Raw genomic sequence first — 17,410 nt, 5'->3', positions numbered from 1 at the left:
AACCCGGCAGGACGCCGGGTTAGCCGCGCTGGGCCAAGGATGGCCCATCGCGGCGGCCCACGGTCCAAAGCCGGAGTGAGGGCACACCGAGCCTAGGCGAGGTGCCGAGTGGTGGGGCAAGAGCCTTTTGGTTACTTTTGGGCTCCTTTCAAAAGTGACCCGCTGTAAGAGCGGAACCCATTTAAGCCATCACCCAAATAACGGATATTCACCCCCAAAGCCTACCGCTCAATCGACCGACTCCACCGCGCATTCCACTCGGGCCGCGCCTGGTTCACCTGATCCCAATCAATCGAAATCGCCGTCTGCAAATAACTGTTCATCGCCTCCACCCGCGCCCGGGTTTTGTCGGTAGTCGGCGTCGTAGGATTCGAAGGAATCTGATCCCCCAGTTCCAAAGCCGGCGCCTGAGCCTCTGCGGTCAACAAGAACTGCGCCAGTTTTTGCGCCAACTCCGGCTGGTCATTCCGCGCAATCACACACTCCGCCACGTTCAACACCACCGCGCCTTCTTTCGGCTGCGCATACTCCATCGGCACACCCAACAACTGTTGCGTGGTCACCTGCGTCGGCGTCAGCGGAAAGATCGCCGCCTCATCCGTCTGCACCATCTCGGAAATCTTCGCCGAGCTGGCGATGTACTCCAGCACGTTGGGCCCGACGGTTTTCGGCCAGGCCTTGAACCCCGGCTCCACGTTGGTCTCGCTACCCCCCTGAATCCGGTTGAACATGAGGAACCCGTGCAACCCAAATGTGGACGAGGCCAACGACTGGAACACCACCTTGTCCTTGAAGCGCGGGTCGGCCAGGTCCATCCACGACGTCGGCGGCGCCCAGCCCTTTTCCTTGAACATCTTGGCGTTGTAACCCAACCCGGTCACCCCGAGCGTCACCGCAACCGCTTCTTCCTTGATCTTCGCCTTGGCCGGAATCTGGTCCAGGGTCGGGTTGGGCGTGAGCTTCTCGCACAACCCCATGGAAATCGCGCGGTACATGATGCCGTCGTCGAGGAACATCACGTGCATCTGCGGGTTGTCCTTGTTGGCCTGCACCTTGGCCAGGATGTCCGACGAGGTGCCCGGCACGATCACCACCTTGACGTTGTTGGCCTTTTCGAACGCGGGCAGCACCTTGTCGGCGTAGACCCGCTCCATGGTGCCGCCGTTCATGCCCAGGTACAGCGTCGGTGCGGCGTGGGCCGCCGTGCTCAACAGGGCGAGGGACAGGCAAGACAGCGCAGTACGTTTGATCATGTGCATGAATCTTCCTCTCAGGCTTGGAAACGACGGATGGAAAATGCTTCGATGGGCTGCCGGCTGGCCCCCGTGCAGACGATCTCTGCCAGGGCTTCACCGACCGCAGGGCCGAGCTGGAACCCGGCGCCGGCAAAGCCGAAACCGTGGAGCAGGCCGGGTTGGGTGCTGCTGTCGCCGATCACCGGTTCGTGGTCGGGCAGATAACCTTCGGTGCCGCTCCAGGTACGGATCGCCTGGGCACCCTTGAGGAACGGGTACAACTCGCCGGCATTGCGCAGAATCTCCAGCACCGCCGCCTGGCCCGGGCGGGCTTGTTGCGGGCCCAGGGCAAAGCCGCGCCCGCCACCGAGGATGCAATTGCCCCGGGCGACTTGCCGCGCATAAATCCCGCCGCCTTCCACCCCGGTGCTCACGTCCATCACCACCGGCAACGGCTCGGTCACCAGCATCGCCGGGTGCGCCGAGGTCATCGGCACCGGCTCGCCAAAGTGCGCGGCCACGGTGCCGGCCCAGGCGCCGGCGCAGTTCAGCAGCCAGGGGGCTTGCAGCTGCAGCCCATTGGCACAGCGCAACTGAAACCGCTGGCCGTCATGTTCAAGATGGGTGACTTCGGTTTGCTCCATCACCCTCGCACCGTGCCGTTGCGCTGCGCGGGCAAAGGCGGGGGAGACCAGGCGCGGATTGGCGTGGCCGTCTTCGGGGCATAACGACGCGCCGACTGCCACATCACCCACCCACGGGAACCGGGCGCGCAGTTGAGCGTGGTCGAGCATTTGCAGGCCCAGGCCAAAGCCACGTGTAGCGTCGGCGTAAGCCTGCAGAGCCGCCAGATCGTCATGACTGCGGGCCAGTTTCAAATGCCCGGAGCGCACGTATTCCCCGTCGATGCCAATCAGCCCCGGCAAGTCGGACCATAGCTCATGGGCACGCTGCGATAGCGGCAGTTGGTGCAATGGCCGCCCCTGGCGCCGCACGCCGCCATAGTTCACACCGCTGGAGTGCGAGCCACAAAAGTCCCGCTCCAGCAGCACCACGCGGCGACCTTTCTGCGCCAGCATCAAAGCCGCCGAGGCCCCGACAATCCCGCCACCCAACACGATCACTTCACTGTCGATCATGGCTGCACCTCCACGCCAAACGGCAAGGGTTTGATCGGTGCCTGGCCACGCAGGCGGCCAACGTTTTCAATCTCGCGGCCACTGCGCTGGGCAACGATTTCCGCCGCCGCCAGCCCGCACATCCGGCCCTGGCAGCGGCCCATGCCAACCCGGCAATGGGCCTTGACCCGGTTCACTTCCCAGTGGCCTTCGTCCACCACCGCGCGTACTTCGCCGACGCTGACTTCTTCACAGCGGCACAGGATCAGTTCGTCCGGAGCTTCAGCGGCCCAGTTTTCCGGGAAGGGGAAGGCGGTTTCCAGGCCGTGGCGAAAGCGCTGGATACCTGCCAGTTGTTGTTCCAGCACGGGCCCGCGACGGTGGTCGATGGCAACACCGCTGTCTTCGAGCAAGGCCAATGCCGCTCGCTCGCCGGCCATTTGCGCCGCATCGGCGCCCATGATTCCTGCACCGTCGCCAGCCAGATACACCCCCGCGACACTGCTACGCCCGGCCGCATCTTGCTGCGGCAACCAGGCGCGGTTCAATGCATTCCAGGCAAATTCACACCCAAGTAAATCCGCCAGTTGGGTCTCGCTGCGCAGGGCATGGGCGAAGGCCACGGCATCACAGGCGATTTCCTGCTGGTCCCAGTGGATGCCCGTCACTCGTTGCTCGCCGTTGATGTGCGACAACGTTGCCCCTTGATGCACCGGGATGCCGTGGGCCGTTAGCCAGGCGCGGTAGTACAAACCCTTGGCCAGGGTCGCCGGCTGGCCGAGCAATGCCGGCAGGGCGCGGCATTGGGCGCTGAACGGCGCGCTGTCGAGCACCGCCACCACCTTGGCCCCGGCCTTGGCGTACTGATACGCCACCAGGTACAGCAACGGCCCGCTGCCGCAAAACGCGACGCGCTCACCGATGGCGCAGCCTTGATACTTCAGCGCGATTTGCGCCGCGCCCAGGCTGTACACACCGGGCAGCGTCCAGCCCGGCACGGGCAGGATGCGGTCGGTGGCGCCCGTGGCGACGATGATCTGCGTGTATTCGATGCTTTCGGCGTGGCCGTTGTTGAGCATGTCCAGGCGGCCATTTTCCGCATTCCACACCAGGGTTTCCGGCCGGTAGTCGATCCGGGTGGCCAGCTCATCCATGGTGCGATGCAGCGCTGTCGCCTTGCCCGCTTCAAACCCATACAGCTGCTTGGCCGAGCGCTGGAAGTTCGCCGGCTGGCGCCGATAGATCTGGCCGCCACCGCGCAGGCTCTCGTCCACCAACACCGGGGTTACGCCATGGTCCAGCAAGGTCCGGGCTGCGGTAATGCCCGCCGGGCCTGCGCCCACTATCACCACGCTCTTCATGCCTGGCGCCCCGGGTCACGGCGAATCGCCTGGCCGTCTTCCAGCAAGGTCGAACAGGCGCGCACTCGCCGACCATCTTCCAGGCGTACCCAGCAATCCTGGCAAGCTCCCATCAGGCAGAAACCGGCGCGGCGTTCGGCGCTGAAATCACTGCCCCGCAGGTGCTCGGCGCAGGTCAGTACGGCAGTCAGCAAGGTGTCCCCGAGCAGGCCCGTGGCAGGCTGCCCATCGAGGGTGAACGCCAGGCTGGGCCGCTCGGTCTCGGCCAGTCGTTTGAACAGTGCCATCAATGTTTCCCTACCAACACGCGATCCAGGCCGTAGACCCGGTCCAGCAGAATCATGGCCGCCGCCGTCAACCCGATCACCAGCGCCGACACGGCCGCCATCATCGGGTCGATGGATTCGGTGGCGTACACGTACATGCGCACCGGCAAGGTCTGGGTGGCCGGCGAGCTGACAAAGATCGACAGGGTCACTTCATCGAAACTGTTGATGAACGCCAGCAACCAGCCGCCGGCCACGCCGGGCAGAATCATCGGCAAGGTGATCTGGCGAAACAGGGTGAAGCGGCTGGCGCCGAGGGATTCGGCAGCCTGCTCGGCGCTGCGGTCAATGCCGATGGCGGCCGCCAATACCAGGCGCAATACGTAAGGCGTGATGATCACCACGTGGGCCAGCATCAACCAGGTGAAGCTGCCGTTGACGCCCATCATTGCGAACAGCCGCAGCATCGCCACCCCCAGCACCAGGTGCGGGATGATGATCGGCGAGAGGAACAGCGCACTGAAGAAGTTACGGCCGGGGAACTGGTAGCGACTGATTGCCAGCGCCGCCGGCACCGCGATCAACGTCGCCAGGGTGGCGGCAACGAACGCCAGGACCAGGCTGTTGTAGAACGCCTGGATAAAGTCCGCGCGCTCGAACACCGCATGAAACCAGCGCAGGGAGAAGCCCGAGGTGGGCAGGCTCAAGGTGTTTTCCGGGGTGAAGGCGACGAGGCACACCACCACCAGCGGCGCCATCATGAACAGCACCACCAGGCCGTGAAAGCCCAGGGCCAAAGGACCGTTTCTGGACATCGTCTTATACTCCCAGGGACTTTTTGTAGCGGCCTTCGACCATGCGGTTCCAGCTCAGCATGATCAGCAAGTTGACCAACAGCAGCACCACCGCGATGGTCGCGCCCATGGGCCAGTTGAGTTCCGAGAGGTATTGGTCGTAGACCACCGTGGCGACCATCTTCAGGCGGCGTCCGCCCAGCAGGCCGGGGATCGCGAAGGAGCTGGCAGCCAGGCCGAACACGATCAGGGTGCCGGACAGCACGCCGGGCATCACCTGCGGCAACACGATCTTGCGCATCACCGTGGCCTGGCTGGCACCCAGGGACAGCGCCGCCTGTTCCGCCGACGGGTCGAGCTTCTGCAGGGAGGTCCACACCGGGATGATCATGAACGGCAGCATCACGTGCACCAGTGCGATGATCACGGCGAACGAGGTGTACAGCAGCTTCACCGGCTTGCCGCCCAGGGCCTGGATCACCTGGTTCACCAGGCCATCGGCACCCAGCAGCAGGCTCCAGCCGAAGGCCCGCACCACCACCGAAATCAGTAGCGGGGTGAGGATCAGGATCAGGAAGATCGAGCGCCATGGCGTGCCCATGCGGCTGAGGATGTAGGCCTCGGGCACGCCGATCACCACGCAGAGCAAGGTCACCAGGGCACTGATCCAGAAGGTGCGCCAGAAGATTTCGTAGAAGTACGAATCGCTGAACAGCGACAGGTAGTGGGCGAAGGTCCACTCATCGGCCTTCACCCCCACCTGATAGTCGAACACGTTGAACGACAGCACCAGTGTCAGGCCCAGGGGCAGGATCAGCAGCCCGAAAAACAACACCAGCGCCGGCAACGACAACAGGTAGCCACGGCTCATGCGCGCACCTCATCCGCGGCCAGCACCCGCAACAGGTTCGACTCCCAGTCCAGGCCCACTGCAGCGCCGCAAGCCAATGGCGCGCTGCCGTCATTGCGGCGGACCACGGTCAGCTCGCCGATCTGGGTCTTGATGCGATACAGCCATTGGCTGCCGAAGAAGTAGCTGTCGAGGATCCTGCCTTGCAGCCGGCCGTTGCCGGCGGCCACCAGGTCGATCTTTTCCGGGCGCAGGCTCAGGGTCAGTTGGCCGTTGCCGGGCTCGAAGCGCACTTGCGGCGCGCCGAGTTGATCGAAGTCGCCCGCCAGCAGGTTGGCCTTGCCGACAAAATCCGAGATGAAGCGTGTGCGCGGGTGTTCATAGAGTTTGTACGGCGCGTCGATCTGCGTCACGCGCCCGGCCTGCATCACTACTACCCGGTCGCTGATGGACAGCGCCTCGGCCTGGTCGTGGGTGACCATCAGGGTGGTGATCCCGACTTCACACTGGATGCGACGGATCTCGAACTGCATCTCTTCGCGCAGGTTGGCGTCGAGGTTGGAGAGGGGCTCGTCCAGCAGCAACACTGGCGGCTCGATCACCAGGGCGCGGGCCAGAGCCACGCGCTGGCGCTGGCCGCCGGACAGTTCCCGCGGGTAGCGCTCGGCGTGGGGTGCCAGGCGCACCAGTTCCAGCACGGTCTTGACTCTGCTTGCGATCTCAGTGGCAGGCACCTTGCGCATCTTCAGGCCGAAGGCGACGTTGTCGCGCACGCTCATGTGGGGGAACAGCGCGTAGCTCTGGAACACCACGCCCAGGCCGCGGCTGGCGGGTTTGGCGTGGGTGATGTCGCGACCGTCGAGGACGATCTGGCCACCGGTGACGTCGACGAAGCCGGCGATCATTTGCAAGGTGGTGGTCTTGCCGCAGCCCGAGGGGCCGAGCAGGGACACGAATTCGCCTTTTTCCACCGCAAGATCAGTGGCGACCACCGCGTCGACGGCGCCGTAGCGTTTGCTCAAGGCGTTGAGTTGGAGAAAAGCCATGTCTGCGTTCCACCTTTTTGAGTCGCGTCGAAACGCGCTTTTTTGTTTTGGGCAGATGCGAAAAGGGTGTTGCGGGTGCGTTGGCGCTCGATCTTGAGTCGGCTGCCGTTAGTTGTTCATTTCGCCCCTGTGGACGCAGATTAGGGCGAAAGACTAGGATGGCGGAAGATAGAATTTCACTGGATAGAGTACTTTTTTCAGTTTCATTCACTGACCAGAATTTAGTGTGAGATATCGGCTTATGGATTCCACTGAGCGGAATGAAAGTGTCAAGGAAGTCGGCGCCGGTGGCGTCTCCCGGTTGTTTGCATTACTGCGCATCCTCGGCGCGGCGCCGGACGGTGGTGAACGGGTGACGCAACTGGCGCAGCAGGTGGGGCTGTCGCAACCCACCACCCACCGACTGCTGCGCAGCCTGATGGACGAGGGCATGGTGGAGCAGGATGCGCGCAGCAAGCGCTATCGGCTGAGCCTGGAGTTCTTCGCACTGGCGGCGAATGCGGGCAACACCGGCAACCTGCGGGACCTGGTGCGGCCGAGCATGTTGCGCCTCAGTGCGTCGTTGGGGGATTCATTGTTCCTGCTGGCGCGCAGCGGGTTTGATGCGATCTGCCTGGACCGCAGTGAAGGGCCGTATCCGATCCGTACCTTTACCGGTGATATCGGCGGCCGCGTGGCGCTGGGCGTGGGGCAGGGTAGCCTGGCGATTTTGGCGTTTTTGCCGGAGGAAGAGCGCGAGACGGTGATCCGCTACAACTTGCCGCGGCTCAAGGATTTTCACCTGTACGACGAGGTGTTTTTGCGTTCGGAGGTGGAGAGTGTGCGGCGGTTGGGGTATGCGGCGCGAAACACCGGGGTGCTGGAAGGCATGGCCGGGTTGGCGGTGCCGATCCTGGATCGCAATGGGCATGCGGTGGCGGCGTTGAGTGTGGCGACCATCAGCGACCGCCTGGGGCCGGGGCGGTTGCCGACGGTGGTGGAGTTGTTGAAGCGCGAGGCGGCGGCGATCGGGCCGAAGATCAACCCGTTTGATCCGACGTTGCGCCGGCCTTCGCAGATCTTCGGTGGGTAGGTAATACCAGTAACGACACAGATCAAATGTGGGAGCGGGCTTGCTCGCGAATGCGGTGTATCAGTAAAAAATTTGGTGACTGACACACCGCATTCGCGAGCAAGCCCGCTCCCACATTTTAGACCGTGGCCATCTGTGGGATCCGGGTTGGACTCATCGCCGCCATCGCCACCGAAGTCGCCGCCGTGCGCGTCTCCACTCCCAGCTTCACATACACATGCTCCAGATGCTTGTTCACCGTCCTCGGACTCAACCCAAGAATGTCGCCAATATCCCGATTGGTCTTGCCACACGCCACCCAACGCAGCACTTCCACCTCCCGCTCCGTCAACTGAAACCGCGCCGACAATAGCTTGTGCGCCGGCTCATCCTCCAGGGTGATCACGCTCGGCTGTGTCGCCGCACGCGCCGACAGCAAAATCCGCGACGTACGCAAATGCGCCGCCACCCGCGCCAGCACTTCATCGGTCTGGATCGGCTTGGTCACGTAATCGCTGCCGCCCACCTCGAACCCCTGCACCACATGCTTGCTGTCGGTCAGCCCAGTCATGAACACCACCGGAATATCCGCGCTGGCCGGTTGTGCCTTGAGCCGGCGGCAGGTTTCAAAGCCGTCCAGCCCGGGCATCACCGCGTCCAGCAGGATCAAATCCGGGCGCCGGCGTTGCACGCGGTTCAGCGCGCTGAGGCCGTCCAGCGCCACCAGCACCATGTAGCCGGCGTCGTCCAGGGCGTCGGAGAGCATGGCCAGGTTGTCCGGGGTGTCGTCGACAATCAGCACCACGCCGGGCTCAGCGCTGTGGGTCAAGGCATTCATCTTCGGCCTCCTTCAGGATGCGGTTGAGTTCTTCCAGGCGAAAGCTTTTCAGCAAGGCCCGGAGCTTGTTGATGAACGGTGCGGTACCTGGGCTGTCCAGCACGATGGCGTCGAGCTTTTCATGCAAACCACGCACATAGCCAATGGCGCTCAGTTCGGCGAGCACCGCGAGTTCTTCTGCGCTGGGTAGCGCGCCTTGGGTCGCGACCGGCGCGGCGAGCGGTGTGCGACGGCGCAGCCATTGCAAGTCCAGGTGCAGTTGCAGGCGTCCGAGCAGTTCAGGGGTACGCACCGGCTTGGCCAGGTAGTCGTTGCAGGCGCCGGCGATGCTGCGTTCGCGGTCGTCAGTGAAGGCGTTGGCGGAGATGATGATAATCGGCGCGGCAGACAGCGCATTACGCCGGATCATCCGGCTGGTGGCCCAGCCGTCCATGGTCGGCATCGACAGGTCCATCAGGATCAGGTCCGGCGACAGCAGCGCCACCTGGCGGATCGCCTCCTGGCCGTTGCTGGCCTGGGACACCTCGAAGCCCAGGGGCGTGAGCATGCCGCTGAGCACCTTGCGATGGTCCACGTGGTCATCCACCACCAGGATGCGCCGTCGTTCGCCGTGGTAGCCGATGATGTCGTGCTCCACATGCACCACGGCTTGCGGCACGCGGACCTGGGACAGGAACAGCCGTACCTGGAAGCAGGTGCCCTTGTCCAGCTCGCTGACCACCCGCAATTCGCCGCCCATCAGCGAGGTCAGCATGCGTGTGATGGTCAGGCCCAGACCCACGCCCTTGTCCTGGCGCATCAGGTCGCCGCGTTCGAACGGCTGGAAAATCCGCTCGATCTGTTCGGGGTCAATCCCGATGCCGGTGTCGATGATTTCGAAGTTGGCGGTCTCGCGCATGTAGCTGACCCGCAGGCGCACCTCGCCGCTGTCGGTAAAGTTGATCGCGTTGCCCAGCAGGTTGATCAGGATCTGCCGCACGCGTTTTTCATCGCCGCGCACTACGGCGGGGATCTTGCCCACGCAGTCCAGGCGAAAGCGCAGGCCCTTGTCTTCGGCCTGGGGGGTGAACATCTGCTCCAGGTCGTGGATCAGTTCCGGGAAGGGGATTTCGGTGAGCTCCAGGCGCAGCTTGCCGGCCTCGATCTTCGCCACGTCCAGCAGGCCGTCGATCAGCGACAGCAGGTGCGAGCCGCTGCGCAGGATGGTCGCCAGGGCATCCTGATGCTGTTCGGGCATGGCACTGTCGCGCTGCAGAATCTGGGTGAAGCCGAGGATGCTGTTGAGCGGCGTGCGCAGCTCGTGGGACAGCCCGGTGACGTAGCGACTCTTGGCCGCGTTCGCTGCTTCCGAGGCTTCCTTGGCCTGTTGCAGGGCCTGGTCGGTGAGGCTGTGGGCGGCGATCTCCTGCATCAGCAGCGAGGTTTGCCGGTCGGATTCTTCCTGGGCCACCCGCCGGCTTTCGCGGGTGAGTACTACCCACCAGGCGAGTACGGCGGCCAGCACCGAGAGCGTGAGGAACGCCTTGAAAAACGCCTGGTACAAGGTTTGCGAATGGGGCAAACCCTGGGCCGCCTGCATGTAGATCAGCGCCAGGGCCCCGGCGAGCATCAGTACCAGCGCCATCAACAATCCGAGGTAATGCGCCAGCCGCGTATGCAGGCGCGGTACCAGCGTGGTCGGCAGCAACCAGCGCAGCACCCCTTCGAACTGGCTGGCCAGGCGCGCGTGGGGTTTGCAACGGTCGCCGCAACGCGCATCCAGTGAGCAACAGAGCGAGCAGATCGGCGTGCTGTAGGCCGGGCAGAACGCCATGTCGGCGGTCTCGAACGGGTTGCTGCACAGCCCGCAGATCACCAGGCCGGTGCCGGGTTGCGGGTGAATCAATTGCGCCTCGCTGCTGCGCGCAATGTAGTAGCGGCCCTTGGTCAGCCACGCCAATAGCGGCGCCATGATTAACGCGGTACCCAGCGCGACAAACGGTGGCGCAGCCTGCGCCAGGGCGCCGAACAGGCCGAAGTGGGCGAGGATCGACAGCAGCGAGGCAATCAGCATCGAGCCGACGCCCACCGGGTTGATGTCGTAGAGGTGCGCACGCTTGAATTCGATGTGTTTGGGCGACAGGCCCAGGGGCTTGTTGATTACCAGGTCCGCTACCAGCGTGCCGATCCAGGCAATCGCGATATTCGCGTAGAGCCCCAGCACCTGCTCGATCACATCGAACACGCCGAGCTCCATCAGCATCAGCGCAATGGCGACGTTGAACACCAGCCACACCACGCGGCCGGGGTGGCTGTGGGTCACGCGGGCAAAGAAGTTCGACCAGGCCAGGGAGCCGGCGTAGGCGTTGGTCAGGTTGATCTTCATCTGCGAGATGAACACGAACAGCACCATCGCCCCCAGCGCCCATTCGGGAGAGGAGAACACATAGCCGAACGCGACGAGGTACATCTGGGTTGGCTCGGCGGCGCGCTCCATGGGGATTTCATGTTGCAGGGCGAGGAACGCCAGGAACGCCCCGGCGAACATTTTCAACGCCCCCGGCACGATCCAGCCGGGCCCGGCGCATAACAGCGCGGCCCACCAGCGCTTGCGGTTGGCGCTGGTTTTTTCCGGAAGGAAGCGCAGGTAGTCCACCTGTTCGCCGATCTGCGTGACCAGCGACAGCGCCACGGTGCAGGCGGCGCAGAACGACAGCAGATTGAAGTCGCCACCGTCGCTGCTGCGGCCGACAAAGCTGGTCCAGTCGCTGAAGGCCTCGGGGTTCTTCCACAACACGAAGCCATAGGGCAGCACCAGCAGCACCAGCCACAACGGTTGCGTCCACAGTTGCAGGCGGCTGATCAGCGTTACGCCGTAGGCCACCAGCGGGATCACCAGCAGTGAACAGATGACATAGGCGATGGCCAGCGGGATATGGAAATACAACTCCAGGGCAAGGGCCATGATCGCCGCTTCCAGGGCGAAGAACAGGAAGGTGAAACTGGCGTAGATCAGCGAGGTGATGGTGGAGCCGATGTAACCGAAGCCCGCGCCGCGGGTCAGCAGGTCCATGTCTACGCCATAGCGGGCGGCGTAGTAGCTGATGGGCAGGCCGGTGAGAAAGATCACCAGGCTGATGGCGAGGATCGCCCAGAAGGTGTTGGTAAAGCCGTAGCTCAAGGCCAATACGCCGCCGATGGCCTCCAGCGCCAGGAACGACACCGCGCCCAAGGCGGTGTTGGCGATGCGCAGTTCCGACCATTTGCGGAAGGACTTCGGGGTGTAGCGCAGGGCGTAGTCTTCCATGGTCTCGTCGGCGACCCAGGAGTTGTAGTCGCGGCGGATCTTGACGATGCGCTGGGTGCCGGGGAGGGGGTGCACGGTGGGGAACTCCTGCAAGGATGGGGAGATGGCAGCAATATTCGTGCCCCAGTCCTGCGGGGTGCGCTCTTCGTGGCGAGGGAGCTTGCTCCCGTTGGACTGCGAAGCAGGCCCAGCAAGACCACTTCATTTTTCCAGGCAGAACCGGGTCGCCGGTTTTGGGGCCGCTGCGCAGCCCAACGGGAGCAAGCTCCCTCGCCACAGGGGTTTCCTTTCCCAAGGCGGGCGGGATCCTGCTCGAAAATGGTGCGCAACGGCATACGTCAAATGACGTACCCCGTTACGTCAGGCTGCGTATACCCGCCGTGGCCACCTGCCGCCATGCTGAACCCCTCATTGCAGAGGAGTCGCCCCATGGAATCACGATTGATCCGCTCCAAACCGTTGTTGGCCTTATCACTGCTGGCGGCGAGTCTGTTCAGCCATGGCGTCATGGCCGACAACGAAGGCCTGGCGGTGACGCCTACCGAAGTCACCGTCGGCCAGTTGCACTCGGCCACCGGCACCATGGCGATTTCCGAAACCGGTTCGATCCAGGCCGAACGCCTGGCCATCGAGCAGATCAACGCCTCGGGCGGGATCCTCGGGCGGCAGATCAAGGTGATCCAGGAAGACGGCGCGTCCGACTGGCCGACCTTCGCCGAAAAGGCCAAGAAACTGCTGGTGAACGACAAGGTGGCCGCAGTGTTCGGCTGCTGGACCTCCGCTTCACGTAAAGCCGTATTGCCGATCTTCGAGAAAGAAAACGGCCTGCTCTACTACCCGACCTTCTATGAAGGCCTGGAACAGTCGAAAAACGTGATCTACACCGGCCAGGAAGCGACCCAGCAAATCCTTGCCAGCCTCGACTGGATCGCCAAGACCAAGGGCGCCAAAACCTTCTATCTGGTGGGCTCGGACTACATCTGGCCGCGCACCTCGATGAAGATCGCGCGCAAGCACATTGAAAACGTGCTGCACGGCACCGTGGTCGGCGAAGACTACTACCCGCTGGGCAACACCCAGTTCGGTTCGCTGATCAACAAGGTCAAGCTGAAAAAGCCTGACGTGGTGTTTGCGGCCGTGGTGGGCGGCTCCAACGTGGCCTTCTACAAACAGCTCAACGCAGCGGGCGTGAACGCGTCCAAGCAAACCCTGTTGACCCTGTCGGTGACCGAAGACGAACTGCTGGGCATCGGCGGCGAAAACATGGCTGGCTTCTATGCCTCGATGAAGTACTTCCAGAGCCTCGACAACCCGAACAACAAAGCCTTCGTGGAAGCGTTCAAGGCCAAGTACGGCAAGGATGCAGTGATCGGTGATGTGACCCAGGCGGCCTACCTCGGCCCATGGTTGTGGAAAGCGGCGGTGGAGAAGGCCGGCAGTTTCGACGTGGATAAAGTCGTCGCCGCATCGCCTGGCATCGAGCTGAAAAACGCGCCGGAAGGCTACGTGAAGATCCACGAAAACCATCACCTGTGGAGCAAGTCGCGCATTGGTGAAGTGCAGCCAAACGGGCAGTTCAAGGTGATCTACGAGTCGGATCTGATCGAGCCGAATCCGTTTCCGAAAGGCTATCAATAACCTCGGGTCTGGCGCTGATCTGAATGTGGGAACTGGTTTTGTGTGGGAGCGGGCTTGCTCGCGAAAGCGGTGAATCAGTGAGTGCATCCGGTACTGACACACCGTATTCGCGAGCAAGCCCGCTCCCACACAAGCCAGCTCCCACATAAAGCAGAAGCAGATTGCATTTCAACCTCCCGCTCAGGAGACCATCATCATGGAATGGCTATCGGAATTTGGAGCCATCGCGGCGATGCAGGGGTTCAACGGCTTGTCCGTGTTCTGCGTGCTGTTGCTGATGGCATTGGGACTGGCAATCATCTTCGGCCAGATGGGCGTGATCAACATGGCCCACGGTGAGTTCCTGACCATTGGCGCCTACACCACCTACGTCTGTTCCAGCCTTACCGCGCATTTCGCGCCAGGCTTTCAGCCGTACTACTTTTTCGTTGCCATTGCCCTCTCATTCCTCGTCGCCGGCGCCGTGGGCTGGCTGGTGGAATGGGCGATGATCAGCCGCTTGTACAAGCGGCCCCTGGACACTTTGCTCGCCACCTGGGGTTTGTCCCTGGTGATGCAGCAAACCTTCCGCTCGGTGTTCGGCGCCCGTGAAGTGAGTGCCGAACCGCCGGCCTGGCTGATGGGTTCGGTGAACCTCAGCGACGCCATCGAGATCCCGCGCAACGGCCTGTTCATGATGGGCCTGACCGTGCTGCTGACCGGGGCGATCTTCGTCATGCTCTACCGTTCGCGCTGGGGCTTGCAGGTGCGCGCCACCGTGCAGAACCGCTTGATGAGCCGGGCGGTGGGCATCAACACGCGCAAGGTCGACCGCATGACCTTCGCCCTCGGCTGCGGCGTGGCGGGCGTGGCCGGTGCGGCGTTCACCACCATCGGCTCCACCGGGCCGACTGCCGGTTCGCAGTACATCGTCGACACCTTCCTGGTCGTCGTATTCGGCGGCGCGCAAAGCCTATTCGGCACCATTGCCTCGGCGTTCGTGATTGCCCAGACCCAATCGCTGTCGGAGTTTTTCCTCAGTGGCTCGATGGCCAAGGTGCTGACGCTGTCATCGGTGATCCTGATCCTGATGCTGCGCCCGCAAGGGTTGTTCTCCATCAAAGTGCGCAAGTAGAGGCGAACCGATGAAGGCTCTAGACAAACTGCTGGGCGGCCAGCAAAACCTGATCGGCATCGTGCTGTTGGCGCTGTTGATCCTCGTGGTGTTCCCGCTGACCCTGGACGCCTTCCGGCTGAACATGGTCGGCAAGTACCTGACCTACGCGTTCGTCGCGGTGGGCCTGGTGCTGTGCTGGGGCTATGGCGGGATTCTCAGCCTCGGACAAGGCGTGTTTTTCGGCGTCGGCGGCTACTGCATGGCGATGTTCCTGAAGCTTGAGGCCTCCGACCCGATCAGTACCAAGATCCAGTCCACCCCGGGCATCCCGGACTTTATGGACTGGAACCAGATCACCGAATTGCCGTGGCTCTGGCAGCCGTTCCACAGCTTCACCTTCACCCTGTTCGCGGTGATTGCGGTGCCGGTGCTGCTGGCGTTCATCATTGGCATGGCGCTGTTCAAGCGGCGGGTGGGCGATGTGTATTTCTCCATCGTCACCCAGGCGATTGCGCTGATCCTCACGGTGCTGATCGTCGGCCAGCAAGGCCTTACCGGTGGTGTCAATGGCATTACTGACCTCAAGACCCTGCTGGGCTGGGACCTGCGCGGTGACGGCGCGAAGATGATCCTGTATTTCATCAACGCCGGGCTGTTGTTCGGCTGCATCTTCATTGGCCGTTTCATCCTCGCCTCGAAGCTGGGCCGGCTGTTGATGGCCATGCGTGACAAGGAAGAGCGGGTACGGTTTTCCGGGTATGACGTGGCCAGTTTCAAGATTTTCGTGTTCTGCGTGGCGGCGGCGTTCTCGGCGATTGGCGGGGCGATGTTTGCCTTGCAGGTGGGCTTTATGTCGCCGTCGTTCGTGGGCATCGTGCCGTCCATCGAGATGGTGATCTTTGCCGCGGTGGGCGGGCGCATGTCGTTGCTGGGCGCGGTGTATGGCGCGTTGCTGGTGAACTATGGCAAGACCTACTTTTCCGAATCCTTCCCTGAGCTGTGGCTGTACCTGATGGGCGGGTTGTTTATCGCCGTGGTCATGTACTTCCCCAACGGCCTGGCGGGGTTGTGGGACAGCCATGGTCGCCAGGCCCTGGCCCGGGTGTTGCGGCGCAAGCCGGTGATCAAGGCCGAACCGGCGAAGATCAAGCCCAAGGCTGAAGCCAAGATCCTGGAGACACAGCCATGACCGCCGTTGGTTTTGAAATGAAGAAACCGGTGTTGGCTATCGAAGGCCTCACCGTGTCATTCGATGGCTTCAAGGCTGTCGACAACCTCAACCTGTATATTGACCGCAATGAAGTGCGGGTAGTGATCGGGCCCAACGGCGCCGGCAAAACCACGGTGCTGGATTTGATCTGCGGCAAGACCCGTGCCACCAGTGGCAGCATCCAGTTCGACGGCCAGGAACTGACCAAAATGCGCGAATACAACATCGTGCGCGCCGGGGTAGGGCGCAAGTTCCAGAACCCATCGATCTACGAAAACCTCACGGTGTTTGAAAACCTCGAGATGTCGTATCCGGCCGGGCGCAAGGTGTGGGGCGCGCTGTTTTTCAAGCGTAATGCCCAGGTGATTGCGCGGGTCGAGGAGGTGGCGCGGGAAATCTTCCTCGGCGACTTGTTGCAGCAGCAGGCGGACCTGCTGTCTCACGGGCAAAAGCAGTGGCTGGAGATTGGCATGCTGCTGATGCAAGACCCTGAATTGCTGATGCTCGACGAGCCGGTGGCCGGGATGAGCGTCAACGAGCGGGCGCAAACGGCCGAGTTGCTCAAGCGCATCAGCCAGGGGCGCTCGGTGTTGGTGATCGAGCATGACATGGAGTTCGTCAAGAGCATTGCCCACAAGGTCACGGTTTTGCATCAGGGCAAGGTGCTGGCCGAGGGCAGCATGGAGTCGGTGCAGAGCAATCCGAAAGTCATTGAAGTGTATTTGGGCCACTGAGGAGTCGGGCATGTTCAAGATCGACAAACTGTCGTGTGGGTACGGGCAGAGCCAGATTCTTCACGACCTGGAGCTGGATGTGGCGAAGCGTGAGATCGTCGCGGTGATGGGGCGCAACGGGATGGGCAAGACCACGTTGTTCAAGAGCCTGATGGGTATTTTGCCGCAGTGGCAGGGGCAGGTCAGTGTGGATGGGCATGATGTGTCTGCGCTTGAAACCCATGAGCGGGTGGAGCGGGGGATTGCCTATGTGCCGCAGGGGCGGATGATTTTTCCCAGCATGAGTGTGTTGGAGAATATTCAGACTGGGTTGCCGGCGGCGGCCCGGGGCAGGGTGCCTGAGGATTTGTATGCGCTGTTTCCGGTGCTGTATGACATGCGTTCGCGCAAGGGTGGGAATTTGTCTGGGGGGCAGCAACAGCAGTTGGCGATTGCCCGGGCGTTGGCGACGAATCCCAAGGTGTTGTTGCTCGATGAGCCGACTGAGGGGATTCAGCCTTCGATCATCAAGGACATTGCTCGTACGCTTAAGGAGATTCGCAATTTGCGAGATTTGACGATTGTTGTTTCTGAGCAGGTGTTGTCGTTTACTCTGGAAATTGCTGATCGGTTTTTGGTGATTGAGAAGGGGAGGTTTGTGATTGAGGAAACTCGGGATCGGGTGGATGAGGCGACTATCAGTCGGTATTTGTCGGTTTGATCTGGCTGCGCAATACCTGCGTTCGGCCTCGGGCTTATTGGGGCAGTCAGATCAAAATCAAAAGCAAGAGCACGGCGGCCTTAGAGCCGACCTGAGTGTTAAAAGCCAGATCAAAAGCCAGAGCGAAAACAGATCTGCTTTTCTGTGGGAGCGGGCTTGCTCGCGAAAAACCTGAGAGCGCCGCGTT

General features: G+C 62.4%; 15 protein-coding genes. 6 read left to right on the top strand and 9 right to left on the bottom strand.

From position 1 onward, the window contains the following. Positions 1–221: 221 nt before the first annotated feature. The 7 genes from ACIOMR_RS29730 to ACIOMR_RS29700 are packed head-to-tail and all read right to left on the bottom strand — an operon-like array spanning position 222 to position 6,670. A complete protein-coding gene (locus ACIOMR_RS29730; protein WP_003218283.1) occupies positions 222–1,253 on the bottom strand; it encodes an ABC transporter substrate-binding protein in 1,032 nt (343 codons plus the stop codon). Between the two features lie 17 nt (positions 1,254–1,270). After that, positions 1,271–2,374: an FAD-binding oxidoreductase gene (locus ACIOMR_RS29725; protein WP_008430551.1), complete on the bottom strand. Its 1,104-nt coding sequence runs from the start codon at positions 2,372–2,374 to the stop codon at positions 1,271–1,273. Next, positions 2,371–3,714: an NAD(P)/FAD-dependent oxidoreductase gene (locus ACIOMR_RS29720; RefSeq protein WP_008430553.1), complete on the bottom strand. Its 1,344-nt coding sequence runs from the start codon at positions 3,712–3,714 to the stop codon at positions 2,371–2,373. The genes ACIOMR_RS29725 and ACIOMR_RS29720 overlap by 4 nt, the downstream gene beginning before the upstream one ends. After that, the gene (locus ACIOMR_RS29715) at positions 3,711–4,001 is read right to left on the bottom strand and encodes a (2Fe-2S)-binding protein (RefSeq protein ID WP_003218277.1); all 291 of its coding nucleotides are present in this window, start codon (positions 3,999–4,001) and stop codon (positions 3,711–3,713) included. The genes ACIOMR_RS29720 and ACIOMR_RS29715 overlap by 4 nt, the downstream gene beginning before the upstream one ends. Next, positions 4,001–4,795, bottom strand: coding sequence for an ABC transporter permease (locus tag ACIOMR_RS29710; RefSeq protein ID WP_003218275.1), 795 nt, complete (start codon positions 4,793–4,795; stop codon positions 4,001–4,003). The genes ACIOMR_RS29715 and ACIOMR_RS29710 overlap by 1 nt, the downstream gene beginning before the upstream one ends. A gap of 4 nt (positions 4,796–4,799) precedes the next feature. Then, positions 4,800–5,645, bottom strand: coding sequence for an ABC transporter permease (locus ACIOMR_RS29705; RefSeq protein WP_003218273.1), 846 nt, complete (start codon positions 5,643–5,645; stop codon positions 4,800–4,802). Next, the gene (locus ACIOMR_RS29700; protein WP_177029399.1) at positions 5,642–6,670 is read right to left on the bottom strand and encodes an ABC transporter ATP-binding protein; all 1,029 of its coding nucleotides are present in this window, start codon (positions 6,668–6,670) and stop codon (positions 5,642–5,644) included. Before ACIOMR_RS29700 ends, ACIOMR_RS29705 begins: the two co-directional genes overlap by 4 nt. Before the next feature lie 241 nt (positions 6,671–6,911). Here ACIOMR_RS29700 and ACIOMR_RS29695 point away from each other — a divergent pair, with 241 nt between their 5' ends. Further along, positions 6,912–7,742: an IclR family transcriptional regulator gene (locus ACIOMR_RS29695; RefSeq protein WP_003218269.1), complete on the top strand. Its 831-nt coding sequence runs from the start codon at positions 6,912–6,914 to the stop codon at positions 7,740–7,742. A gap of 118 nt (positions 7,743–7,860) precedes the next feature. Here the strand turns inward: ACIOMR_RS29695 and ACIOMR_RS29690 are convergent, their stop codons facing one another. Continuing rightward, on the bottom strand, positions 7,861–8,559 hold the full coding sequence (locus ACIOMR_RS29690) for a response regulator (RefSeq protein ID WP_008430557.1): 699 nt from the start codon (positions 8,557–8,559) through the stop codon (positions 7,861–7,863). Continuing rightward, on the bottom strand, positions 8,534–11,920 hold the full coding sequence (locus ACIOMR_RS29685) for an ATP-binding protein (RefSeq protein WP_087695378.1): 3,387 nt from the start codon (positions 11,918–11,920) through the stop codon (positions 8,534–8,536). The genes ACIOMR_RS29690 and ACIOMR_RS29685 overlap by 26 nt, the downstream gene beginning before the upstream one ends. A gap of 354 nt (positions 11,921–12,274) precedes the next feature. On the opposite strand from ACIOMR_RS29685, the gene urtA reads away from it, so the two are divergent. The 5 genes from urtA to urtE all read left to right on the top strand — a co-directional run bounded on the left by urtA (position 12,275) and on the right by urtE (position 17,223). Beyond that, the gene (gene urtA, locus ACIOMR_RS29680) at positions 12,275–13,483 is read left to right on the top strand and encodes an urea ABC transporter substrate-binding protein (protein ID WP_003218263.1); all 1,209 of its coding nucleotides are present in this window, start codon (positions 12,275–12,277) and stop codon (positions 13,481–13,483) included. Between the two features lie 196 nt (positions 13,484–13,679). Further along, entirely contained in the window at positions 13,680–14,597 is a 918-nt protein-coding gene (gene urtB / locus ACIOMR_RS29675) for an urea ABC transporter permease subunit UrtB (RefSeq protein WP_003218261.1), read from the top strand. 10 nt (positions 14,598–14,607) lie between these two features. Then, on the top strand, positions 14,608–15,768 hold the full coding sequence (gene urtC / locus ACIOMR_RS29670) for an urea ABC transporter permease subunit UrtC (protein WP_102606298.1): 1,161 nt from the start codon (positions 14,608–14,610) through the stop codon (positions 15,766–15,768). Then, complete coding sequence (gene urtD, locus ACIOMR_RS29665) at positions 15,765–16,523, top strand: urea ABC transporter ATP-binding protein UrtD (protein WP_003218258.1); 759 nt, start codon at positions 15,765–15,767, stop codon at positions 16,521–16,523. Before urtC ends, urtD begins: the two co-directional genes overlap by 4 nt. Before the next feature lie 10 nt (positions 16,524–16,533). Beyond that, positions 16,534–17,223 carry an urea ABC transporter ATP-binding subunit UrtE gene (gene urtE / locus ACIOMR_RS29660; RefSeq protein ID WP_008430563.1) on the top strand — a complete coding sequence of 230 codons (690 nt, stop codon included), beginning with the start codon at positions 16,534–16,536 and terminating at the stop codon, positions 17,221–17,223. Positions 17,224–17,410 lie beyond the last annotated feature (187 nt).

It is taken from the genome of Pseudomonas sp. NPDC087814, from assembly GCF_044742865.1.
GTDB lineage: Bacteria > Pseudomonadota > Gammaproteobacteria > Pseudomonadales > Pseudomonadaceae > Aquipseudomonas.
Note: the sequence above shows the minus strand (reverse complement) of the source record. Positions and strands in the feature narration are given on the sequence as shown.